General features: G+C 55.5%; 21 protein-coding genes. 11 read left to right on the forward strand and 10 right to left on the reverse strand.

Features of this window, described 5'->3' with window-relative positions; all coding sequences use genetic code 11:
* Positions 1-93 precede the first annotated feature (93 nt).
* Positions 94-615 (reverse strand): hypothetical protein, encoded by a 522-nt coding sequence (locus M7Q83_RS08845; RefSeq protein WP_298337613.1) that lies wholly within the window; start codon positions 613-615, stop codon positions 94-96.
* 153 nt (positions 616-768) lie between these two features.
* On the opposite strand from M7Q83_RS08845, the gene M7Q83_RS08850 reads away from it, so the two are divergent.
* Entirely contained in the window at positions 769-1494 is a 726-nt protein-coding gene (locus tag M7Q83_RS08850; protein WP_298337616.1) for an EAL domain-containing protein, read from the forward strand.
* 117 nt (positions 1495-1611) lie between these two features.
* Entirely contained in the window at positions 1612-3693 is a 2082-nt protein-coding gene (locus tag M7Q83_RS08855; RefSeq protein ID WP_298337619.1) for a DEAD/DEAH box helicase, read from the forward strand.
* A 66-nt stretch (positions 3694-3759) separates the two neighbouring features.
* Here M7Q83_RS08855 and M7Q83_RS08860 read toward each other — a convergent pair whose 3' ends face one another.
* Positions 3760-4017: a hypothetical protein gene (locus M7Q83_RS08860; RefSeq protein ID WP_298337622.1), complete on the reverse strand. Its 258-nt coding sequence runs from the start codon at positions 4015-4017 to the stop codon at positions 3760-3762.
* Positions 4018-4635: 618 nt separating this feature from the next.
* Here M7Q83_RS08860 and M7Q83_RS08865 point away from each other — a divergent pair.
* Entirely contained in the window at positions 4636-5355 is a 720-nt protein-coding gene (locus tag M7Q83_RS08865) for a transporter substrate-binding domain-containing protein (protein WP_298337625.1), read from the forward strand.
* 357 nt (positions 5356-5712) lie between these two features.
* Here the strand turns inward: M7Q83_RS08865 and M7Q83_RS08870 are convergent, their stop codons facing one another.
* The 5 genes from M7Q83_RS08870 to M7Q83_RS08890 form a co-directional block, all read right to left on the reverse strand.
* Entirely contained in the window at positions 5713-6123 is a 411-nt protein-coding gene (locus M7Q83_RS08870; RefSeq protein ID WP_298337628.1) for a hypothetical protein, read from the reverse strand.
* A gap of 74 nt (positions 6124-6197) precedes the next feature.
* Entirely contained in the window at positions 6198-6878 is a 681-nt protein-coding gene (locus M7Q83_RS08875; RefSeq protein ID WP_298337631.1) for a topoisomerase C-terminal repeat-containing protein, read from the reverse strand.
* Between the two features lie 114 nt (positions 6879-6992).
* Positions 6993-7757: a pentapeptide repeat-containing protein gene (locus tag M7Q83_RS08880; RefSeq protein WP_298337634.1), complete on the reverse strand. Its 765-nt coding sequence runs from the start codon at positions 7755-7757 to the stop codon at positions 6993-6995.
* Between the two features lie 10 nt (positions 7758-7767).
* Complete coding sequence (locus M7Q83_RS08885; protein WP_298337637.1) at positions 7768-8496, reverse strand: exonuclease domain-containing protein; 729 nt, start codon at positions 8494-8496, stop codon at positions 7768-7770.
* Positions 8497-8547: 51 nt separating this feature from the next.
* Entirely contained in the window at positions 8548-8946 is a 399-nt protein-coding gene (locus M7Q83_RS08890) for a hypothetical protein (RefSeq protein ID WP_298337640.1), read from the reverse strand.
* Positions 8947-9083: 137 nt separating this feature from the next.
* On the opposite strand from M7Q83_RS08890, the gene M7Q83_RS08895 reads away from it, so the two are divergent.
* On the forward strand, positions 9084-9416 hold the full coding sequence (locus M7Q83_RS08895) for a hypothetical protein (RefSeq protein ID WP_298337643.1): 333 nt from the start codon (positions 9084-9086) through the stop codon (positions 9414-9416).
* Between the two features lie 6 nt (positions 9417-9422).
* Here the strand turns inward: M7Q83_RS08895 and M7Q83_RS08900 are convergent, their stop codons facing one another.
* A complete protein-coding gene (locus tag M7Q83_RS08900; protein WP_298337646.1) occupies positions 9423-9788 on the reverse strand; it encodes a hypothetical protein in 366 nt (121 codons plus the stop codon).
* 254 nt (positions 9789-10042) lie between these two features.
* Between M7Q83_RS08900 and M7Q83_RS08905 the strand changes: the two genes are divergently transcribed.
* From M7Q83_RS08905 to M7Q83_RS08915, 3 genes are all read left to right on the forward strand, one after another.
* On the forward strand, positions 10043-10963 hold the full coding sequence (locus tag M7Q83_RS08905) for a sigma-70 family RNA polymerase sigma factor (RefSeq protein WP_298337649.1): 921 nt from the start codon (positions 10043-10045) through the stop codon (positions 10961-10963).
* Between the two features lie 996 nt (positions 10964-11959).
* On the forward strand, positions 11960-12922 hold the full coding sequence (locus tag M7Q83_RS08910; RefSeq protein ID WP_298337652.1) for an NAD-dependent epimerase/dehydratase family protein: 963 nt from the start codon (positions 11960-11962) through the stop codon (positions 12920-12922).
* Positions 12919-13521 (forward strand): TetR/AcrR family transcriptional regulator, encoded by a 603-nt coding sequence (locus tag M7Q83_RS08915; RefSeq protein ID WP_298337654.1) that lies wholly within the window; start codon positions 12919-12921, stop codon positions 13519-13521. Before M7Q83_RS08910 ends, M7Q83_RS08915 begins: the two co-directional genes overlap by 4 nt.
* Positions 13522-13876: 355 nt before the next feature.
* On the opposite strand, the gene M7Q83_RS08920 is transcribed toward M7Q83_RS08915, so the two are convergent.
* Positions 13877-14212, reverse strand: coding sequence for a hypothetical protein (locus tag M7Q83_RS08920; RefSeq protein ID WP_298337658.1), 336 nt, complete (start codon positions 14210-14212; stop codon positions 13877-13879).
* A 49-nt stretch (positions 14213-14261) separates the two neighbouring features.
* Complete coding sequence (locus M7Q83_RS08925) at positions 14262-16571, reverse strand: LPD1 domain-containing protein (protein WP_298337661.1); 2310 nt, start codon at positions 16569-16571, stop codon at positions 14262-14264.
* A gap of 415 nt (positions 16572-16986) precedes the next feature.
* Here M7Q83_RS08925 and M7Q83_RS08930 point away from each other — a divergent pair, with 415 nt between their 5' ends.
* The 4 genes from M7Q83_RS08930 to M7Q83_RS08945 all read left to right on the forward strand — a co-directional run.
* A complete protein-coding gene (locus M7Q83_RS08930) occupies positions 16987-17715 on the forward strand; it encodes a tyrosine-protein phosphatase (RefSeq protein ID WP_298337665.1) in 729 nt (242 codons plus the stop codon).
* 35 nt (positions 17716-17750) lie between these two features.
* A complete protein-coding gene (locus tag M7Q83_RS08935) occupies positions 17751-18002 on the forward strand; it encodes a hypothetical protein (protein ID WP_298337668.1) in 252 nt (83 codons plus the stop codon).
* A gap of 868 nt (positions 18003-18870) precedes the next feature.
* Complete coding sequence (locus tag M7Q83_RS08940) at positions 18871-20763, forward strand: CocE/NonD family hydrolase (RefSeq protein WP_298337671.1); 1893 nt, start codon at positions 18871-18873, stop codon at positions 20761-20763.
* 268 nt (positions 20764-21031) lie between these two features.
* On the forward strand, positions 21032-22332 hold a 1301-nt coding region (locus M7Q83_RS08945; protein WP_298337674.1), incomplete at its 3' end, for an ABC transporter substrate-binding protein.

Below are 22332 nucleotides of genomic sequence, written 5' to 3' on the forward strand. Positions count from 1 at the left end.
TTAAACCACAGCCTCCAGATGCTACGCGGACCCGTCGAGATGCGGCCCTGACCGTCGCGGTGTCATCAACAGCTGCTAGCACGTCTCCTCCTGTCAGCCTCCTGAGATGTCAGCGAGAATGTGCGTTAGCTCGTTAGACACCTGTTCGAGCCGAGTAAGTACTGTGACGACTCGCGGCTCCGATGCCACCACAGGAGGTTTGTTGTACCGTGATGAAATCTCAATCATCTGGTCATAGAAGGCATCGACCCGGGCGAACACGGCAACCTGGTGACGCTGATGCCACGCAAAGGCGGCGTCGATCACCTCAATGGGTGGGACCCCCTCCGGGTAGTAGTCAAATGGAATCTCCACCAGGATCGCTTCCCACGTATAGCCCTTACCCCTAAGATCCTCAAGCTCGCTCTCGTGGTTGCGTGTCCACCGGTGTGCATGAGCTCGAGGTGGTGATCTGTGCTCAAGTTCAGCGTGCCACGCGCGGCTAAGCGTGTTTCTATGGATCTCTGAAAGACCGAGCTTGAACCTCACCTCGCCCCAGGTGTCTCCGTTGCAACGCCACTCGGTGATCTCATCGAAACGCTTGCGCATGATAGAAGTTGTTCCGTATCCTGACATCTCCCGTCCTCCTTGTCGAATCACTTGCTATATATGCAATAGATGTACTCATGCATGAAGGTAACGTATATCTCACAGCAACTAATACGTGCTAAACTGGTTGACATCAGCACGAGGTGACGGGCTGATAGAGGGGGTTGGATGTCTGGCATCATGGCGTTAACTCAAAGCGAACTAATCCAGGACCAAAACAAGAGGCTGGTCGCAACGTTTGCGATGCAGGCAATTGTCGATGCCAAGACCGGCCTAGTGTTCGGCTACGAACTCCTAGCCCGTGATGTGCGAGGAAAGGACCGCTCGGCGGCGGGGATCATTGAGAGGCTCACAAGCACTGGTCGCAGGCGCTTGGCCCTTGAAGCAGTGAGCTATGCCCAAGTCATGGCCCAGGTTACACAGAGCCCCCGCTTGCACGTCAATCTCGATATTGAGGATCTCGACCTGGTGACCAGAATGGGAGACCTAACCAACATCACCATTGAGATCGTCGAGGGCTTTGTCGACCCGGAGGTGCTCGCTAGTGCTATTGAGATGATTCACGAGCGAGGCGGGCACGCCGCAGTGGATGACTTTGGCTCGCCATTATGGTCTGAGAATGCCCTGGAACACGATTGGGATCTGGTCAAGCTCGATAAGTGTGTTCTTTCCTGGGACATGGGGCGCTGTCTCAACCTACACCGCCAACTTAGCGCCCTCTGCAGGACAGCCAAGGTCTGTTTGGAGGGGGTGGAATCAGCTATACACTGTCAGGCATCTGATTGGGTTGGTGCAGATCTGTTGCAGGGATATAAGTTTGGTCAACCGATGATACCAGCGATACATCCACAGATTGAGTTTCAGGCCAATGAGGTTTTGCAACCGAAAGCGAAATCCCTGTGGTGAGGAAATCCATCAGCGATCCAGCAGCGATCCAGCAACAGGTTCGATTCACGATCACCTGCACCTGTCGCATTTAACCCAATCTCCGAGGAAGGTCGTTGCCCAGTGAGCAATATCAAGATGAGTCGACCCGCCGATGCGCTGGTCGAGGTCGCTGACGAGCATCTGGACAAAGTGCTTCACTCAATGGCGGGTGAGACCGCAGTGGCCCATGATGATCAACGCGCCGCAGTCCATGCTCTCGTGGCAAAGGGGGCTCGCGTGCTCGTGGTCCAGGCAACTGGGTGGGGTAAGTCAGCAGTCTATTGGGCCACAACTTCGGCGATCAGGTCACTTGGTGGAGGGCCAACCCTTGTGGTTTCACCTCTGCTGTCGCTGATGCGAGACCAGGTGAAGGCTGCCGAATTAGCGGGCCTGCGAAGCGCGACCATCAACTCCGCAAACGTGGGGGATTGGGATACTGTTATGAAGAACATGGAGTCTGGGGACATCGATGTGTTGCTCGTATCCCCAGAACGGCTGGCGAATCCCAAATTCGCACAACGCATCGTACCGATCATTGAACATGCTGGCCTCATCGTCATCGATGAGGCTCACTGTATCTCAGACTGGGGTTTTGATTTCCGACCCGACTACCAGCGTCTCTCGCACATCCTCACGGCATCAGGTGCGACCCCTGTATTGGCAACCACAGCGACGGCGAACAAACGTGTTACCGCTGACGTAGCCAAGCAACTAGGCGATTCGACTCTGGTTCTACGAGGGAGCCTGGCGAGATCATCGCTTCGACTCTCGGTGGTTCCAGGCCTTGGGCCACTTGAGCGCTATGCGTGGGTCGATGAAGCGTTGGGTCGTATCGATGGCTCAGGGATCATCTATGTGCCTACAGTCGCAGATACCGAGCGTCTCTCGGGGTTTCTCGCATCGCGAGGTCACCGTGTCGTGGCCTACTCAGGACGGCTGGAGGCAGGGGAGAGGGAACGAGTCGAAGACGAACTTCGTGCTAACCAAGTCAAAGCGGTTATCGCCACGTCAGCTCTAGGGATGGGTTATGGCAAGCCTGATCTCAGTTTTTGTATTCATGTTGGTTCTCCAGACTCTCCTGTTGCCTACTACCAGCAGGTTGGGCGCGCAGGACGAGCCATAGAGCGTGCAGATGCGATCTTGTTGCCAGCCGAAACGGACGAGGATCTCTGGAAGTTCTTCGCCACTGCTTCCATTCCCGACGTCGACAATATCGACACGGTGCTTCAAACCCTCAAAGAGAGTGGCGAGCCCATGAGTGTGCCGACTCTTGAGGGGATTACTGGTATTCGCCGTGGTCGTCTCGAATCGCTCCTTAAGATCGTCGCCGTTGAGGGGGCGGTGGAGCGCAGGGATGACGGCTGGAGATCTACCGGCAAACCCTATGTCTATGACGAGCAGAAATGGGCTGCTATCCGGACCGCTAGAGCAGCGGAGGCTGAACTCATGCGCGCCTATGCCAGTGGACGTGGTTGCCTTATGGAGTATCTACAGCGAGCTCTCGATGACCCCGAACCAGGACCGTGCGGGCGATGCTCAGTCTGCACCCAAGAACTACCCCTAGGGGGATTTGCTATCAGTGGGGAATCGGTGAATGCTGCCCAGGTGTATCTACGTGGTGCCGACGTCATTATCGAACCTAGAAAGCTCTGGCCAAAAGGTGTGGAGGATGGCCGCAATGGCAAGATTGTTGGTGCTGGACCTGGTCGAGCACTTACCTATGCCGACTCTCCGGGGTGGCGTGAAATTGGTAGAGTGATGAGCGGCCCAGATTTACCCCTAGGCGCCGAGATCTTTGATGGCATCGTCTCCGTCCTTGGTAGATGGCGAAAGCAGTGGCAACGACCTGTCGCTGTTGTCCCTATGCCGTCTCGCCACCATCGGCTGATGATCACGGATCTTGCTACCCGGATTGCCAAGATTGGCAAGCTTGCCATCATCGACGCACTCGAGGTGACAGGACCGGCTCCACCAGATGACGCCGCTTCGCTTGTCAAGGTTCAGGCGCTTGTTGCAGGTCTTCATCTAAAACCCGGCGTGACATTGCCGACTGACGGACCCGTACTACTTGTGGACGATACCTACCGGAGTGGCTGGACGATGACGATCGCTGCGTCGATCCTGCGCAAAGCCGGGGTCCCTGCAGTGCTTCCCTTGGTGGTCCATCAGCTCCCTTGACCGCATCCAACAATGCCTCGACTTGAGTTTCGAAGATGCCTCCACATCGAAGTGTGAAGTAGTCACTCATCTCGGATCGTTGTTGGTTCTTCTAGTAATGATATACAGTGGGCGTCCATTGTCGACGTCGAGGAATCGTGACACCTTCACGCTGCTGGTTCCGTGATGGGCCGCCCACACATCGAAGAGGTCTTGTACGTGGAAATCGAGAAGATCCATCGCGTCCAGCGCTACGGTCATCTGTCCCGCTTCAAGTTGCGCATGTGCGGTCTGGATCACCTCTTGCCAGGTCTTCTGGTAGTTGTTACTGACTTGTAAGTGCATTCGTCCTCCTGTTGGGTTATTGATATATATGCGGGTGCGTGGCCCACTAGTTCGTTTTGCTGTCTAAACACTCGGCAGAGTTCTCCATCGCCTCTAACTTGTCCACGAGCCGTTGGACCGTCTCGGATGAGTCGGACCAATCGTGCACTCGATGTGGTCCAGGATCTCCTTTAAGCACATTCGCGATTTCGATGAGCAACTTACTCTGTCGCAAAGCAAGTCGGCCATAGAGGTCCAGTTCGGTTTGAAGCTCGACCACCTCAGGTCAGGCAGTTGCTCAAGGGCTGTCTTCCGGTCACACCGGCCCTGCCCTATGCGCCAGGCACTAGTCAGTGCCTGGTTATCCGAAGGGTCGATAGAGGGCTTACAGACCGCTCCGAGGAGGGCGTCTGTCGACGCTGCGACGATCTCAGAGGTCGCCAGGGACTTCTTCATGTAGTTATGAATCTTCTCAGACACAGCCGCCCACGCTCCGGCAAGCTCACCATGGATAAGTTCCCAGGCGTTCCCACAGACGGCCAAGGTCATCGTTGGCACCGATTTTCCTACCGAGCTCGAGATTGTGCATGGCAACAACCGGGCACTCCACACTCCGAATGGATGTCTATGATTTCACCTATGGACATTCGCAGCACTTTTGCCCCCACGGGCACTCTACGCGCCTCGATCAATCTTGGTAATCCGGTGCTTGCACAAGGGACACCGGAAGTTCCAAGCGGAGTAACAATCGACATTGCCAAGGAACTTGCAGCTCGGCTCGACCTCCCGGTGGAGTTCCTCTGCTTTGGCGCTGCACGCGAGTCTTTCGAAGCAATGAAGGCTGGTAAGGCTGATCTCTGTTTTCTCGCCGTAGATCCTGCGCGTGAAAGCTCAGTCGCCTTCACTGCACCCTATGTCCTCATCCAGGGGGTCTTTGCCGTCCCCATCGATTCTCCTGTCAGTACTGCCGAGGCCGTCGATCGTGAGGGCGTTCGCGTGGGAGTGAAGGATGGGTCTGCATACGATCTCTTCCTCTCGCGCACCTTGGTTCATGCCCAAGTCGTACGTGGCGAAGAGGGGGTAACGGTGTTTCTTGAACAACACCTTGAAGTTGCCGCCGGTATCCGCCAACCGATGGAGGACTTTATTCGATCCCAAGGCGGTATGCGACTGTTAGAGCCGCACTTTATGGAAATCAAGCAAGCGGTGGGTATTCCCCCTAGTCGCGGCCATGATACCATTCGATTCCTCCAAGAGTTCGTAGAGGAACTCAAATCCAATGGGTTTATTGCAGAGGCGCTACGTCGCTCTGGCCGCACTGATGCGACCGTCGCACTGCCTAGTGTGTCGTCATCTTGATCCTGGAGCGATCCCCCTCCGATGATCTCGCCCTGTATTCGGCGTCACGTACCACAACCAGGACGTTAGCCGAGAAGCGCCGTCAAAGTTTTGTGAGCTATCCGGGAAGGCTGTTTATCGGCTGCGTAAAGTTTGTCGTCATGTCTCTTTCATTCCACCCCCGATGAACTGGAATAATACTCCAGTTGGCTATCGCCTTGATGGTCAATTGTGTATTGCGGTGCGAGCTCGGTTGCCGCTATCCATTGCGTAACCAAGGTTACGAATCAATCTCTGTACCAATGCGAATTGGGAATCTGTGCAAACAATCCAAATACGCTGTGGCCGATTCGGATTCTCATGACTGGGTGACAGAGTTCAGCGACAATGCGCACTACGAGGGTTCACCAATCCGGTAGGCTCTGGCCGTGGATCCAAGAGCACTCGCGAGACAGCTCCAAGGAGCGCGTCCGTCGACGCTGCCACGATCTCAGGGGTCGCCACGAACTTCTTCATGTAGTTATGAATCTCCTCAGACACAGCCGCCCACACGTCGACAAGCAGACCGTGGATAAGTTCCGAGGCGTTCCCGCGCGCCTCCCACAGATGGCAAAGGTCATCGTTGGCACCGATTGTCGTACCGAGCTCGAGATTGTGCATGGCAACAATCAGCTGATCGATTGCGTGCTCATCCAGAGACCGAAGCTGGCCAATTGTGGTGAGCACCTCCTGTGTACTGGGTCCGTAGTTCGCGGAGTGCGAAGTGGCACTGTTAGTTCTCGATTGCATCTACTCTTCTCCCATCATCACATGTTGGCCGCAGTCGAGTTCGAATGCGACCAACGTCCTTCTCTGTCCTTCGATTACCAGTCGGCCGTGTCGTCAAATAGTGCGGCGACATCGACCTGCCGGACAAGAGGTGCTTGCGTAATGGCTGTCGGCTTGGATGCATTCGACTCAGTGGGAGCTTCTACCACTTGCACAGGCTCTAGCTCGGAGACATCCCCGTCAACTGGCGAGGTCCGTAGTTTGTGCTCGGTGAAGTCGAACGTGGCCACGACCTGATAGGAGCTCTTTGCATCACGCGTCGTGAGGGTCCACGGACCGACCGTCATCCCCAAGAGTAGCTTCTCAAGCTCGTCGGTCGTGATTGTGTGCCCTGCGTGGTTGCGCCACATTCCCACTGGGCACCAGCTATCATCGTCGATCTTGGTCGGGCAGTAGTATCGCTTGTCCGACATTCGTAACTCAACAAAGTGATCAGGGCAAAGGACACCCTCGATGGAGGGCTTTGGCTCTGGGAACACGAAAGTGACCTTCTGTTCCCGTGCATGCCATCGCAAACTGGCACGAAAAGGTTTACCGGTTCGTGAGGTGAACTCGTGAATCTCGGTCGCGCCATCATTGGCCATCGCATTCACGTCATCCTCGGTGAGGGTGTACTTCGCGGTCTCCTTATAGATGGTGACCTTGGCACACGTGCTACATTCCCACCAGTTACCCGCATCGACCATTTCCTTGATGCACTCTGGGCACTTTATCATCTCAGGTCCTCCTCTCAAGAACTACCAGCTATATATGCACCGATTTCCGAGATGTCGTGAACCTGATGGTTGTCAGAGCGGCGTCTAGAGCTACACCGAGCATGCCCCTCGGGTCTAGGCAAAGGTGAGTAGATCGCCGAGGCCAGCAAGGTTGAGTCCCGCACCCCGAGAGTCGATGACCCGACACCCTTGCGTATTAGCGTTACGCAGATCGGCATAGGACAGCCGCGAGTCATCAAGGACCGCGTTGCGCAGGTCGGCCCCGCGCAAGTGGGTATTGCTAAACGAACAGTTCACGAAGCGACATTCGCGCAAGTCAGCATGTTCTAAGTTTGCCTTGGTGAAGTCCACCCCGAAACAGCTTGCCCCTGCAAGGTCTGTCCCTATGAGCCTCGCACCCCTGAAGCTCACATCATGGATCGATGTCCTATGAAAATTCGCATGACTCAGATCAGCTCCTGTGAATTTGGCCTCATTGATGCAAACGGCCTCCGTAAAGTCGGCCCCGTCAAGGTACGCGCCTTGCAACGACGCGGCAAAGAGGTTGGCCCGGACAAAGATCGCATCGGAGAGATCGACATGTGAGAGGTCAGCATGCATGAGTTGGCTTCGTTCGAAGTTCACCCCGGAGAGATCGGGGCCAAACTCTGCCTGATAGAGATTCGAGTCCGACATGTCGGCACCTCGGAGAATGACACTGCGCAGGTCCGAGCGAGACAAGATGCTCTTGGATAGGTTCACTCCGGTGAGATCGACAAACGGTAACGTTTCGTCCCGCCAGTCGAGTCGACCGGTAGGCGATTCTCCCATTAGCCAGGATTCATGTGCCTCAATTTGTGCCTGTAGTGAATCTGGGGTTGCCTGAACGGTGAGTACCATGTCTGCCTCCCTAATGCCGTAACTGGTGCTGTCGTACTCTGGCGCCGACTAGAGGCCAGTCCAGGGCGATTGAGTCAAGAGGTTCCTTGCCACGTGAGACCAGGTAGCCAGAGAAGTTCTCGGCCCACGCGCGATGCCATTGCTGTTGGGCCAGGTACAACGCATCAATATCCATGGATCCCAACTCCTCATAGTGCTCGACCTGGGCGAGCAGTACTGAAACCGTAGCTGTTACGTCTGCATTCGCGTTGTGGAGATCGCCTGGAGTAACGCCATAATGGGCACATAGGTCGACGAGTTTGCGCCCACCCTTGCGGTAGCGGTCGTAGTGACGATCTATGACCAGAACGTCGAGCACAGGGCTCTTAAAACCAGCCTCTGTTAAGGAGATCCCATCCAAGCGCCGTGAGCAGGCATCGATCATCTTTAGGTCATAGCTCACGTTCATGCCGACCACGGGGAGACCATGTTCGCCACCTTCGACCAGGGACTCTCTGATCTTTCGGATAGCGTCGCCAAGATCTTCACCTTCTGCAACCGCACGTTCGGTGGTTATCCCATGCACTGCGATTGCGGCCTCTGGTATCTCACATCCCGGGTTGATCAGGCCCCCAAGTGTTCCCAGAGTCCCGCTTGGCCCATAACGAACAAAGGCATAACTAACCGGGACGTCGGTTTGGGGACCGACCCCTGTGGTCTCAAGGTCAAATCCGAGTAGCACACCATTACTCCAAGACATAGCGAACTCCTTTGCGGTTCTGGTGATATCTATGCACGCTCGACGCAGGCTTTAGAATCTTCGACCTCTCGAAAGGGTGCGGGCTTGTGCCTGGGTATCAATTGATCCGAATTCGGCCTCCCATGGCCCAACCAAGAGCCCATACTGCTCGGATTCGAGATACTCGCGGGCATGAATAGCCAGCACGACCTCCCATACTGCGTCACTCAAAGTTGGGGAGGGCAGATCAATGGTCACAAACTGGTTGTATGCCTCGAAAAGTGTTTCTAGGGGGATCCTTTCAGCACTAGCTCGAGCGCTAGCCCATGAGTCGCCGCTATAGCCAGTCCGACGCTCAAGGCGCCGATTCTCCAGGTCGGTTATGGAGTCGAATTCAGCGGGAAGCGAGCCAAGAGCATCCCGCACCGCGCACAGTGAGTCGCTGACCGTCTTGTTGTGGGTTAGAAGCATTGCAACCTCCTTGGTGTATGAAGATCTATATGCACCAACAAAGACGCGTTGTTTTCCACCCAACACTACGATCTGGGCACAAGCGGCCTATGGAGTATTGGTATGGACGATCACCGCCGCTATGTAGGACAGATGTTATGACCCTTGCTGAGGACGAGTGTGCGTTCATGCTCAAAGCGACCAACACAGCAGGGTGGCAGCGCGAATTGCGTTTCGCACCTCCGCGCAGATGGCGCTTTGACTTTGCATGGCCTCAACAAAGGATCGCGCTTGAGATCGAGGGGGGTGGTACCTGGGTTAGTGGGAGACACAATAGGGGAGCGGGATACGTAAACGATCTTGAGAAGTACAATGCTGCCACTCTTCTCGGCTGGCGACTCCTCCGTGTTACTCCCGAGATGGTCAGTGACGGTACGGCGCTTTCACTGATCGAGGCGCTGCTCAATAATGCTCAGGTCGCCGCGAAATAACAGGCGTTAAAAGTCGGTGGAGTCCACGCACTTCTCAGCCAGCTCAATCGGCTTAGAGCACGCCTCTTCGATTAGCCGACCCTCGATGTCCACCAGCATCTCTTGGGTTCGCCGACGCGTGTCCTCATTCTTGCGCCGCCGAGTCAGCTCCTCTACAGCTATTCGAAATTTGGGCGCAGATGGAGGCCAATCAGGGTTCTGCTTGGCGTACTCAACTATCGCTGGCACAAAAAGTGCGGGGTCAAACCCGTCTAACAGATAGATCCATGTGAGTATTTCGTTCTGGCCAAAATGCGCATTGGGGTACCAACCTACGATGAGAGTACCCACGTTGACCAAGGCGGTCACGAGAGCAGTGGGATCACCCGTCACTTCCAGGTCGGAGGTAAGGCGGGAGTTTAGGACTTCAGATAGCCTCGCGACCCTAGGTCTCAGTATCAGCCCTCCTACCTCTATGTCCGTTATATTAGCATCGGTTGTTGTATCTCTATACTTGACCGTGTCACGTTCTTGGCCAGACACTGCCACTCAACATATATAGTCCGATGAACAGAAACGAAAGTACTGGCCCTAAGTTCTTTCGCGATTCTCCTCCAAGGCACCTCACTTCGTGCATATAGATATGCATGGCTACCTTAAGCGCATTGATTGAGACAACCTCACGTGGAATCCATGCTCAGGCTTCCAATGAAGAGCTTGTGGCAACGATCCAACGGTTGAGCGACTCGGAATCTGCCGAGGACCGACAACGACTGAGTGAGGCACAAACACAGCTCTTCGCCCAGAATGCCGGTCTGATCATCAAGATAGCAACGCGGTACAACAGAGGAAAAGCACTCACACCTGATGAGACCTCGGAGGTGGCCATCAGCGTCTTTGTCGCTGCGCGTCACTACGATCCAGAGAGGGGGAAGTTCTCATCGTGCCTACCCTGGTACATCAAGTCAGGACTGCAACATGAACACGCGTTCACCCACGAGCGAAGCCAGTCGGTCTACGCGAGAGCGACGGCGAAGTTGAACAACGCTAGTGAGTACTCCAGAAGCGAAGTGGAGACGGCTGCTGACATCCTTCGTCCCACAGCCCGGCTGTCCTTTGAGGATAATGGCTTGGCAAACACACTCACAGATCACCTGTCCGCCGAGGAGATGTTCGTGTCAGTCATGGATGAGATATCAGAGAGCGAGAAGCGCAATCGTCTCTTGGCCTGTATGTCCGAGGCGGTTGATAGCCTGAGCGACAAGCAACGAGCAATCCTCACTCTTCTCCTAGAACCGCGTAGTGCTAAGAATGATCTTGGAGTCTCCTCGACGCGTGCCATCGCCACCCAGCTTCACATTCCCGAACAAAGGGTGAGCGAGGAAAAGCTCAAGATTGTCTTGGGCATCCAGCACCACCTCGCAGAGAAGGAACCAGATCTATGCCCAGAGCGCTGGTCCGCGCCAATCGAGATCACCGATCTGGATGAGGGTTTCATCCTCGATCTCTTCGGCGAGCCTGTTCGCCACGAGGTCATGACCCGACACGCTACCCGGCGTTTGCGTTAGACGCGCATTTGGGTGTCCAAGCACGCTATGGATACTGGTCCCAGAGCACTCCACTCAGTTCTCCACCAGATGCCTTCTTTCCAACTCGTGCCATCTTGACCCAGTCGTCGGGAGTTCGAAAAAGTCGTTGACTCGTTGGTGAGACGAACCTTCCCGTTGCGATCCAAGTGAGCTTCGAGGTTGGTGGCGCGAAGAGTCCCCGTCAGATATGACCCAGTCGTTCTCACCCACCTGGTGACCCCCCTCAACCCACTGCTTAAATAGGGACGTCATGCCGTCATGAAGGTACCTATTTGGAAGACCACGGTCAGGTATCTGGCCCCAACGTATAGATGATCGGTTCCAGAACCAGTAGCCACGGGCAGGCGACCAGCACTGATCCTCAGATGGCAGCCTAGTTCGGCGAGTCGTTTGCGCTCAGTGACCTCATTGCGTTGGATCTCCAACCCTGCATATGAGGCTGTTTGTGTTTCTCGCAGGCATTTTTGGATAGTCCTTTGTCGTGATGGCGATCGCGGTTGTCCACTACCGCGTGTCGCTATTTTCCCAGTTGCCCGCGGGAGCGTCGCTTTGCAGCCACGGCTACTCTGACGTCCTGGATAGCTATTGACCATTAGGCAGTAAGCCGGTTAGTCATTTTGGGGACCGCTGGTAATTCTGGGATGCTTCTGGCCCCATTCGCACCAGTCGTAGCGCTTGTCTCCAATGGCAATCCGACCGCACATGCCTCCCCAGCTCCGAAGGTTGTAACGGTCTTCGAGATTCAAGGTGAGCGGTCGGTATGAGCCTGGCAATTCCGCGCCCGAGAACCTCCGTTGAGTGGACAAGTCGCCGAGTCTGCACCAAACCTGCTGGCCGTTCCTGCCCAGTCATTGACGGACCAGTATTGACGCAGTGCCAGTAAGCTTTTGAATCTTCGTCATTGGTGGAAGGTAGAGGAGGAACGTATCTGTGGTTGGGTTAGGGAACCTACGGGATGGTGCAGAAAGACCCGCTTTGAGGACTGTAGTTTTTGGTGCAAGTGGTTTTATCGGGAGCCATGTCGCCGAACAACTCCACTTGGCAGGCCATGACGTCATAGCGCCACTTCGAGCTGGGTCAGATCGGGTGTTTCTCGATAGGATTGGCGTGCGAGTCACCCAGGTTGACTTCGCTGATCAGTCGAGCATCGAGGCTGTTGCCAGCTCAGCCGACGTTGTGGTTAACTGCACTGCCGCCGTCCAGGCTTCTCCTCGCCAGGCGCGCCAAGTCGACATTGAGCTCACACGGCGATTGATTCGCGCGGCCTCTCAGGCTGGGGTTTCTCGGTTCGTGCAATTGTCCACAATCGTGGTCTACGGCTACGCGCCAGGCACTTGCCCAGCCAACGAGACCACCCCCTGTCGACCGTCTCACCCAATCTCCAAACTGGCTGTCGAACGTGAAGATACTGTGCGCGCCGTTGCCAGGGATGCCGGTATCGATTATGTGATCTTGCGGCCCGCTAGTACGATTGGCTCTCGCGATAAGACTTCTTTTTTTTCGCAGCTTGCCCAAGCACATGCGGCGAACAGGTTCCCGATGATCGACCGTGGCATGGCCCGGTTCTCCTGCGTAGACACCAGAGACATCGGTCGCGCCATGGCCTTTCTCGCCGAACTTCCTGAAGCGGTTGGCGAGACCTACCTTTTGCGGGGCTTCGAGCTCTCGTGGGCGCAACTCAAGGAGGTGCTGGATGTGCACCGAGGTGTGGTCGCAAAGACTAGGAGCGTTCCCCGTCCCTTGGCTCTTGGCCTCGCCACCGCACAGGAGAGGCTGTTGAAGAACCCGACCCTCACCCGTTACGCGGTTGAGGCGCTCTGTCACGACCGGATCTGGGATGACGCGAAGCTTCGCTCTGCTGGCTTCGACACCGCATACGACCTCCATCAGTCGATTGATGTCGCGCTCTTGGCACTCGGCGAAAAAGAGAACCGATGAGGACCAGAACCGACCCTGTCGTCCAGCGCCGACACATCCTCGACGCTGCCCGCCAAGTCTTCGCCAACCGCGGCTACGCCGGGAGCAGCATGGTCGACATCGCGCAGACGGCGAACATCAAACGCACCCTCCTTTACCACTACTTCCAAGATAAAGACGAGATCCTTCTCCAACTCCTCCTCGGCGCACTTGATCAAGTTGAACAGCTAGTTGCTTGGGTCTGGCGTACCGGAGGCACCTCGACCGAGCAGATCGGGCTGCTAATCGATGGCTACTTCGAGTTAATGGAGGCACAACCCGGACTTGCCGAGCTTCTTGTCGATGCAGGGGCGGTACGCAATGGACCCTCCTTGCTTGAATACCATGCACGTATCGGTCGTCTGAGGGTCACGCTGCTCGAATGGACCCACAGCATCAGCGCTAGCAGCCCAGGGGAAGGCCATGTTGAAGAGTTCCTGCTTGTCGCACTTGGTGCCCTTTTCATCTGGTTCCTTCCAACGCCCTTCGCTCAAGCCCTCACCAGCGCAGCGCCGCGGTCGGCCGAACAGTACAAAGAGGTTCTGCACCAACTGCTTGCCGGTTGGACTGGCTTGCGCTGAGGCAGGAGCAAGCAGGAGTTGTCGAGATCTCGTGATAGTCGATTGTGTTCTGGACTTTGCTGCAGGTGAGGTAGGACGCGACGACCGTGTCAGTCGGAACCCTGAAGCTCCGGGAAGCGTGGGCATCGTGCAGGTGGATAGATCTTTATAGTTCAACCTCGCAAGTCAATACTGGTCGGATCGTTGCTGCTTCCATAAAGTGAGCACTACTGTTGCCAAACACTACGATCACCCATACCCCGAGATCATCGGACTCGGACTCCTTGATGGTTCCGGCCCCATGAGCGCCAACAACTCTCTCAACCGCTTGATAAGCCAGATATGCAGTGTTCATGCCAACCCCCTGTCCTCCAGGTCAAATATGTCGACCACGCACACGAGGCTCGGGTTTGGTCCGATAGGCCGAGTCCTCGAACTTGCCAAAACATTCGCCACAGGCATCTCCATCCTCTACCTGGTCACGAAATACCACCTTCGGGAATTCTCCAGAATCGTATGTCGTTTCGTTGTCGTAGTCGACGTCCTGGGTTTCGGCGATGATATGGAGTGCTGTCTCAATGTCAGAGGCCTCTACCTTGTCGACCTCCCACGCATCTGGCAAGGCACCCAAAATACACGCGGGGCAGATGAGATCTGCCTTGTAGGTGTAGGCAACGATGTCGTAGCTGTTTTGATAGTAGAAATCTCTCACCATGACCTCCTTGGTTTCTCCTCCATATATATGCACCAACCATGCGTCGTTAGAAGAGCCGCATCTGTCGCCTTGCCCCGACAACAACCTCCTGTTGTCGAACTTGGGCTCGTCCATCCTCAGCCAGCATCTTCACCGCCAGGGTGTTAGAAAACGCCTTTGCGAAGACTTCACGTTCGACTCCTGCAGGATTTGGATTTCCCTTATGTCTCGCGGCATCGAACAGCTCGGGGTTACTCGATTCGGCAAGGAACCCATTCACAACACCGTGAAGATCCCGCAGGCGGTCAAAGACAACCGCTGATCCCGCTCGCGCAAATAACTCCGTTGGTGTAGTCCAGTAGCCAGTCGCTTTGGCACCATTGAGTAGTTGGGCTTGGGCTAGATACTCGCTCTGTCCTCGGTGAAGCACAGGATCACGTCTAAGGACCCGATCAAGTTTGATCCAGGTGGCACCGGAGGTCCGACTGGCCCACAATGTGGCCAAAGCGTTTGCCGTCGTCTCTGGCACTCCATGTTCAACAAGCCCACTCGCCATATTGGCGATGACTACCTCGTAGTCGATTTGATGCCCCGTGCAGGCGTAGGCTATGACGGGGGTTGGGTGAGTTGCCCATTTGGCAATGGTTTCACTCATCGCGACACCAACAACCCGCCAAGCACTTACCCCTCCACTTGATCGAGCAAGCTCTGCCTCGACTCTCGATGGGAGTACAGCCTCGAGCATGAGATCACGTTTGTGGGCAACGGCACTAGCTAGAGCCTGTTCTCGTGCCTCAGGGATGGCCTGTCGTAGCAACTGCACGAATTCATACACCGGGTTGCCCGCGATCGCAGAGGCTGAGTCACAACCAAGGTGGAGATCGGCCGCTACCTTGTGGTCATAGCCGTGCATCCATTCATGGGCGAGTGCCCCTCCTCCTTTGGTTTTGGTGAGGTTAATCACGTGTCGAGCAGGTTCATAATGTGCGCTAGCACTTCCTCCACGCCCACGCGCACCGAGAGCAAGGCCCAGATTCTGCACACCTGATTCGAGCTCGAGAGGTAGAGCCAGGTATTGCGTTGACACTCCCAACGCTAAGGCGAGATCGCTCATCGCGTCGTATGCGAGGTTGAGCATCTCCTGGCGCTCTGACTGGGTCGCCCAGTTCCCATACTGGATACCGCGAAAGGGCACCAGCTCGCACAACTCAGCTTCACTAACGTTACCTACTCGAGGTGATGGACCTCCACCCGAAACCTCACGCCCTAGATGCTCAAAACGCGTCGGTGGCATAACCTTCTCGTGAAGGATGCTCTCGAACGACTCGGCATCACTGTTCTCGACCGAACCCGTGTCCGCCTCGGCAGTTGAGGTCTTTTTCGCTAAGGGTACTCTGAACGGGTTGAAGCTCGCATCTGAGACAACGCGGGCATATACCTCCCTCGCTACCTCATCCCCGACGGCTATAGGATCGTCAAGATACTGGTCGATCGCCTGGTAGCGAATCCCCGTATGGATGTTGTCTGGGCAATAAGTGCCCGTCACAGAGTCATCGACATAGCGGCGTAGCCACGACCTGAGCGCTACCTTGGTGTCGCTCAGCCAACTCTCCTTTAGCACCAACTCGTCTATGACCCCTCGCAGGTGTGCCTCATAATCGACCACGCACTCCCGGAACACCTCTGATTTCGCGATGCGCAACCGCTGGCTAAGGTCCCGCCCTCTTGTTCGCACGAGACCCATCAGTGCCTGGCCACGTTGTTGTTCCTGATCTAGCCAGTGAGCAACCGCCTCAGGTACGTCCTTTTCAACCGCAAAGCTTGTGTCTGAATCGTGATTGGGCAGGAGCTTTTGAATCTCCTCTAGTGCATGAATACCAGCGAAGAACCCACTGTATGACTCTTTGCTTGGCGGACTCAGAATCATCGCCTTGTTGATATCGAGCCACGATGTATTCGGAGGGATCTGTTCCATCTCCATTTCGATGCGGGTGAGTACCGCTGTGTAAATGTGTCCAAAGACGTAGGCACTATAAGGCGGAATCACCCACAGCCGCCCGCTGGTTGTCGTGGTCGGCTTCACCTCAGTGGAGGCTGCAGATGCTGCGAAACTACGATAGAGCACTCGCCACGCTAGGGCCAAGGCGGGGTTCGCGTTCTCGGATTGCAGCTGGGCCAGACGGCTGTTGAGCGATCCCCATACATCATCTCGACGGATCTCAGTCAGCTTGGCAATCACCACATCGGCGGGATACCCAAAGTCAGATTGGGCCATGGTACCAAGGTCATCGAGAACTTTGAGTGCAGTCCCATTGTCGTGTTTGCGGGCTCCTGGAATGTGTTCCCCATAATCTGTACGAGTCTGAGTAGCAGCCATGAGCATGTATATGCACCAAGTGGGCCACTCATGAACATCTGAGCGCCCAGTGGCACTCGACTTGGGAGTGTCACGCGATGGGCTTTCCACCGACATGGGCTAAAATTCCGGCAGGCCAGACCTGGATTTGGTGGTGCCTCCTTTGTAAGTCATACACATCATCGCGATAGCTAGCCTTGGACTGCGCGACCCGGAGGATGCACAGTGCAATAGACTCGTCGCTGATGCACACAACTTGGCGCGACAGATATGACGATTCTTGCCGAACGATCAACGACGCGTTAGATAGGTCACCTTTCGCTGTCTTCAAAGCTCGTCCTCTCTGGACAGGCTGCGGATCACCGGCAATGCATCAACGAGCACTCTTGTCGCGCCTGAGTGTGTACCCACTTGGCTTGATTACGGGCACGGATCGATGACGGGCGAACGGGCACTTCGTGTAGACGGACTTGTAAACGCGCGAGATCTTGGTGGCCTTCGACGACGCAACGGCAGCTACACGCCGAGGGGTGTCTTCTTTCGCTCCGAGAACGTCGACCGGGTGAGCGAAGCGGGCTGGGAGCAGATCTGGGAAGCAGGGATACGTACAGTCGTTGATCTTCGCCAGCCGAGTGAAAGAAGCTGCGATGTTGGATCCCGGCCCGGCTGGCTGACGATACGCCAGGTCGATCTGGACGGCTTGGACAACGAGGACTTCTGGAGCAACTACTGGGACAACGGGCTCAAAGGCACGGCACTCTACTTTCTCCCTCATCTTCAGGCGATGCCAGAGCGCGCCGGTGCGGCTCTGTCGGCAATCCTGAATGCTCCACCGGGTGGAGTAATGTTCCATTGCATGTCGGGACGGGATCGCACAGGCATGATCGCGATGCTGTTGTTGAGAGCTGTCGATGCCGATACTGAGGACATCGTTGACGACTACCTGGAGACTGTCCGTCTTGGCGAGTTGCGGGCAGCCTCCGAGAACCAAGACAACGACGAGAACGCGAGGGAAGAGCTATGTCGCTCCCATGGCACCACGACCGAGAACGCCTTTCGCTCGGCGTTATCGCAACTGCAACTTCCCGCCTTTCTCACCTTGGCCGACCTGAGCGAACCCGACCTAGAAGCCCTGCGTAGTTGGCGGAACACAATCCAGGACTGACTTTCACAGCCGCCTTGGAGCCTAGAACATGGGTAGTGTCAGATGAGTTTGACGAGAAGGTCGTGGAGGACTGGATTGAGCGCATACCGTCCAAGCGATTACAGACCATCACGCGAGTGCAGATGAGCAGGATCCTAGAAGAGGCAGATCGGGAAGCGAGCGTGGGATATAGCTCGAAGGTCCGCGCGTGGTCGATTGGCGTGATACGGATTGTGATACGGATTATCGTTGAATCACGGCGCATGACCCACTGTGGATTCTCTAACGTACCCTGTGAACTGCCCTAACAGGCTAGCCACGTCCAACAGTATTGTATGAGATCTAACTTTGGATCAGGAGGTTCCAGGTTCGAGCCCTGGCCCGCCAGCCACAAAAGCCCAGTTCGGCGTGGGTATAGCCCCAAGAGCTGATGCGAGTTTTGGTTTTGCATCATCAAAATGCCAAGCCCGCCATCGCCCAGGGTTCTTTCACTGAGTTCGGGCCTTGAAACTGTCGTATCCGCGCCGATGCGGGCCCTGATCCAGCGACCGGCAAACGCCGGCAAGTGTCGAAAGTCATCAACGGTGGCAAGCGGGAAGCCGAACGTGCACTCCGTCAAGTCATGAACGAAGTCGAGTCCGGGATCGAACACAACACCAAACGAACAGTCGCCGATGTTGTCACCGAGGGGTGGGATCAAAAACGTAGGATCCTCACCCCAAAGACCATCGAGTACCACTGAGAGGCACTACAGATCTTTCCCCTCCCAGCCCTGGGTTCGCGTAAGGTCATGACTATCAACGTGCCTGATCGCGATGGGCTCGCTGCACTGCAGCTGCCAAGAATGGGGGTTGAATTTTCTCATTTACGGCATTCTTGACAAGGTTGATCAGTAGGTAGTTGTAGGAATGGGCATTCCGACTGGTGTCAGTTGAAAGGGTAAACGGATAAGTTTTTCGCATCTTGGTGGTAGCAGAACGATTCGGGTAGTCACCTTGGGTTTTAAGGTTTGTGGACACGGCTACGGGAATTGGGATTATCGTTGGAAGGGTCAGAGGCGCGGAGGTTGCCGGTTTGGCTCGGGTTTGCCAGCAACTCGATGATGGAGTGGAGCTGCGTTATTCTGATAAGGTGCGTTGAAAGCGGGCGGTTCACTGCGTATGGGGGATTTGCATTATGGCGAGACCGACTGAGAGGGAGCTTGTTGTCGGGGTCGACGGGACTCGTTGCTGGCGCTCAGCGTTTGAGATTCCGATGCGAGACGGCGTCCAACTGGTGGCCGATCTCTACGAACCCGATCGTGAGGGCAACGCACCCCGGCCTGTGATACTGGAGCGCACACCTTATGGTCGCCGTCTTCCAAGGGCGTCCGAGCAGTATCCGGGAATAGACCGTCCGCTGACGCCAGCGGAGGTAGCGGCCTATCTGACGGGTTCTGACTTCAGCGTGGTGATGCAAGACTGTCGAGGTCGTGGAGACTCGCAAGGCGAGTTCACGAAATACCTCTGTGAAGGGGAAGACGGCTTTGATACGGTTGAGTGGCTTGGGTCTCAGGACTGGTGCGATGGCCGAGTGTTCACCATGGGGTTGTCTTACGGCGCGCACGTGCAGGCGGCCCTCGCCTCGCTCAGGCCAAAGCACCTTTCTGGGATGCTGATGGATTGTGGGGGATTCGCGAGTGCCTATGAGGCGGGTTGCCGTCAGGGTGGAGCCTTTGAATTGAAGCAGGTGACCTGGGCGATCAGGCACGCTGCGAAGAGTCGGGAGGCTGCGATCGTCGCCCCCAGCGCTACTGATCTATCAGAGGATGATATTTGGGTTTGGATTCGTCTGTGGCCTTGGGAGAAGGGTAAGTCACCCATTAGCTACGCGCCGAGCTACGAGGAGTATCTCCTGGAGCAGAACGCCGAGTCCTCTTTTACTAACTACTGGAAGCAGGTTGGGTTGTACGGGCGTGGATACTATTCACAGTTTCCAGATGTTCCCTCGGTTCACATCTCGGGCTGGTACGACCCTTACACTATGACCGCTGTGGATAACTTCTCCGGGCTGTCGAAAGCTAAGAAGAGTGCGGTGTATCTTGTGCTGGGACCATGGACTCACGGTGCACGGAGTACGACGCATGCTGGCGAAGTTGATTTTGGATCCGCCTCGACTCTCGAGAGTCGCTTTGCGCCCAATTACCTTGCGTTTCGTGAACGTTGGTTTCGTTCTCTTATGAACGGTTCAAGCCAGGACTTATTCTCCGCTGGCGTCGAGTTTTTCCTGATGGGAGGCGGAGGCGGTCACTCGACCGATGAGGGACGTCTCTTCCATGGCGGACGTTGGGAAACCAGTCCTCAGTGGCCTCCCGTCGGTGTCGAATCGAGCTCTTGGTATTTGCATCCGGGGGGTGTGCTCAGCCCTCAGAATCCCGATGTTGATGAAGACTATGTCGAGTATGAGTACGACCCTCGTCGTCCATTTCCCACCGTCGGTGGGGCGATCACATCGGGTGAACCTGTGATGCGAGGTGGGGCTTACGAGCAACTGTGGGTGGTGCGAGACGGATCCTCAAAGAAATCCGTCACGGTTCCACTCGAGCTACGCGAGGACTCGGTCTGCTTCGAGTCAGAGCCGCTTTTGACGGATGTCGCAGTGGTCGGTCGCCCTTCGCTACACCTCTGGATCTCGTCGTCCGCCACTGATACGGACCTTTACTGGAAGCTCCTCGATGTGTACCCTCCATCGAGTTCACATCCTCATGGTTTTGCAATGAACATCACCGATGCTATTTTGCGTTGTCGCTATCGCGACGGCTTCGAGAACCCTCAAGCCATGGTTCCCAATACTGTGTATTCATTGGTGGTCGAAGCCCCAGACACTGCTAACTTGTTCTGTCGTGGTCACCGAATCAGAATTTTGATCGCGTCGAGCAACTTCCCGAGATTTGACATCAATCGAAACGTTTGGCCTGACGAGCATCGATCTCGAAGGAGTGTCGTTGCACGCAATCGTGTGCATCTTGGGGGTCGGTTTCCTTCCCATGTAGAACTACCTATCTGGGGCAAACATGAAGGAAATCTATGAAATGTGACAGAACAAAGAACAAACTGTAAATTTTCGTACAGGTTGGCGGCGATACCTGTAGTATTGGATCATCCAAGGAACAGGGGGGTCGGCGGTGTCCAATCGCTTGGGAAATGTTAATCGCGTCAGTCCATTGAAAAGGCTGGCCACAGTAGCTGCAACCGCTACACTCGGGGGTGCGATTCTTGCTGCTTGTGGCTCCTCGAGCTCAAGCAGTACATCGAGTAGCAGCCAGTCTTCGACCTCGTCGAACGCGGGCGTAATCACGATGGCAGAAGGAGCCCAGGGTACACCGGATTCGATCCTGCCGTTTGTCGAGCCGGCGTATAATACCCTTGCCAACAAGGGAAGTTTTCAAAACTTCATGTGGCCAACTCTTTATATCATTGGAACCGCTACCTCTGCCACTACTCTCAATACTTCGCTCAGCCTGGCTTACCCACCGGTGTATAGTCAAAACAACACCGTCGTCACTATCAAGCTCAAGCCATGGAAGTGGTCGAATGGTCAGCCGCTGACGAACGCGGACCTGATGTTCTTCCTCGATCTGCTGAAGTTTCAGAAGAACGAGTTCGCAGACTATGTTCCAGGGGACATCCCCGATAACATAAGTTCTGTGACGACCTCAGGGACAAGCACGGTCGTGCTGCACCTGTCACATTCGGTCAACCCAATCTGGTTCACCGATGATCAGCTCGATGAGTTGGTTCCGATGCCCCAGCAGTCGTGGGATAAGACTTCTACCGCGGGATCGGTGGGCAATTATGCATCGACTGCATCAGGAGCTGCCGCTGTTTTGAGTTATCTGAGTGCCCAATCCAAGGACACTTCTACCTATGCGACCAATCCCCTTTGGAAGGTGGTTGATGGTCCATTTGAACTCACTTCGTTCAATACGACAGGTGCTGCTTCGTTCAAAGTTAACCCAAATTACTCGGGACCAAAAGTTAACTACAAGGTATTTAAGGAGGTTCCCTACACCTCCAGTTCGTCTGAGTTCAGTTCGCTCCTATCGGGATCTGAGATTCAGGCTGGCTACGTACCTGCTAATGACCTCTCCACGCTGCCAAGAGTGAAGGCGGCGGGTTACAGCATCGTTCCCACTCCCTATTGGGAGATCAACTTCCTGTCACTGAACTACATTAACCCCCAAGTCGGGAGCATCTTCAAGCAACTTTACATCCGCCAGGCACTCCAGCACCTGATGGATCAGTCGGCGGTCGTGAAGTCACTCCTCCTTGGGACTGGGGGTTATCCAGATTACGGTCCAATTCCGCCAAAGCCGTCCAATCCCTACATGGGCTCTCTTGAGTCGGCAAGCACCTATCCCTACAGCATCAAAGATGCCCGGACGTTGTTGACTTCCCACGGTTGGAAGATCCCCTCATCGGGACCAGCGGTCTGTGAGAAGCCAGGACCTGGAGCAAATGAGTGTGGGACAGGAATTAGTGGCGGTCAGACCCTGACCTTCTCACTGGTCTACACCACCGGGTCGTCCTATCTCCCCGGTGAGATGGAGGACTTCAAGAGCTCTGCTGCTGCGGCAGGCATCGTGTTGAACCTGTCGTC

The sequence above is a fragment of the Ferrimicrobium sp. genome, assembly GCF_027364955.1.
Classification (GTDB): Bacteria; Actinomycetota; Acidimicrobiia; order Acidimicrobiales; family Acidimicrobiaceae; genus Ferrimicrobium.

What these genes read in the sequence shown, in the direction of transcription:
- M7Q83_RS08845 (WP_298337613.1), bottom strand. Translation starts at nt 615, where the DNA reads ATGTCAGGATACGGAACAACTTCTATCATGCGCAAGCGTTTCGATGAG.
- M7Q83_RS08850 (WP_298337616.1), top strand. Translation starts at nt 769, where the DNA reads ATGGCGTTAACTCAAAGCGAACTAATCCAGGACCAAAACAAGAGGCTG.
- M7Q83_RS08855 (WP_298337619.1), top strand. Translation starts at nt 1,612, where the DNA reads ATGAGTCGACCCGCCGATGCGCTGGTCGAGGTCGCTGACGAGCATCTG.
- M7Q83_RS08860 (WP_298337622.1), bottom strand. Translation starts at nt 4,017, where the DNA reads ATGCACTTACAAGTCAGTAACAACTACCAGAAGACCTGGCAAGAGGTG.
- M7Q83_RS08865 (WP_298337625.1), top strand. Translation starts at nt 4,636, where the DNA reads ATGGACATTCGCAGCACTTTTGCCCCCACGGGCACTCTACGCGCCTCG.
- M7Q83_RS08870 (WP_298337628.1), bottom strand. Translation starts at nt 6,123, where the DNA reads ATGCAATCGAGAACTAACAGTGCCACTTCGCACTCCGCGAACTACGGA.
- M7Q83_RS08875 (WP_298337631.1), bottom strand. Translation starts at nt 6,878, where the DNA reads ATGATAAAGTGCCCAGAGTGCATCAAGGAAATGGTCGATGCGGGTAAC.
- M7Q83_RS08880 (WP_298337634.1), bottom strand. Translation starts at nt 7,757, where the DNA reads ATGGTACTCACCGTTCAGGCAACCCCAGATTCACTACAGGCACAAATT.
- M7Q83_RS08885 (WP_298337637.1), bottom strand. Translation starts at nt 8,496, where the DNA reads ATGTCTTGGAGTAATGGTGTGCTACTCGGATTTGACCTTGAGACCACA.
- M7Q83_RS08890 (WP_298337640.1), bottom strand. Translation starts at nt 8,946, where the DNA reads ATGCTTCTAACCCACAACAAGACGGTCAGCGACTCACTGTGCGCGGTG.
- M7Q83_RS08895 (WP_298337643.1), top strand. Translation starts at nt 9,084, where the DNA reads ATGACCCTTGCTGAGGACGAGTGTGCGTTCATGCTCAAAGCGACCAAC.
- M7Q83_RS08905 (WP_298337649.1), top strand. Translation starts at nt 10,043, where the DNA reads ATGGCTACCTTAAGCGCATTGATTGAGACAACCTCACGTGGAATCCAT.
- M7Q83_RS08915 (WP_298337654.1), top strand. Translation starts at nt 12,919, where the DNA reads ATGAGGACCAGAACCGACCCTGTCGTCCAGCGCCGACACATCCTCGAC.
- M7Q83_RS08925 (WP_298337661.1), bottom strand. Translation starts at nt 16,571, where the DNA reads ATGGCTGCTACTCAGACTCGTACAGATTATGGGGAACACATTCCAGGA.
- M7Q83_RS08930 (WP_298337665.1), top strand. Translation starts at nt 16,987, where the DNA reads ATGACGGGCGAACGGGCACTTCGTGTAGACGGACTTGTAAACGCGCGA.
- M7Q83_RS08940 (WP_298337671.1), top strand. Translation starts at nt 18,871, where the DNA reads ATGGCGAGACCGACTGAGAGGGAGCTTGTTGTCGGGGTCGACGGGACT.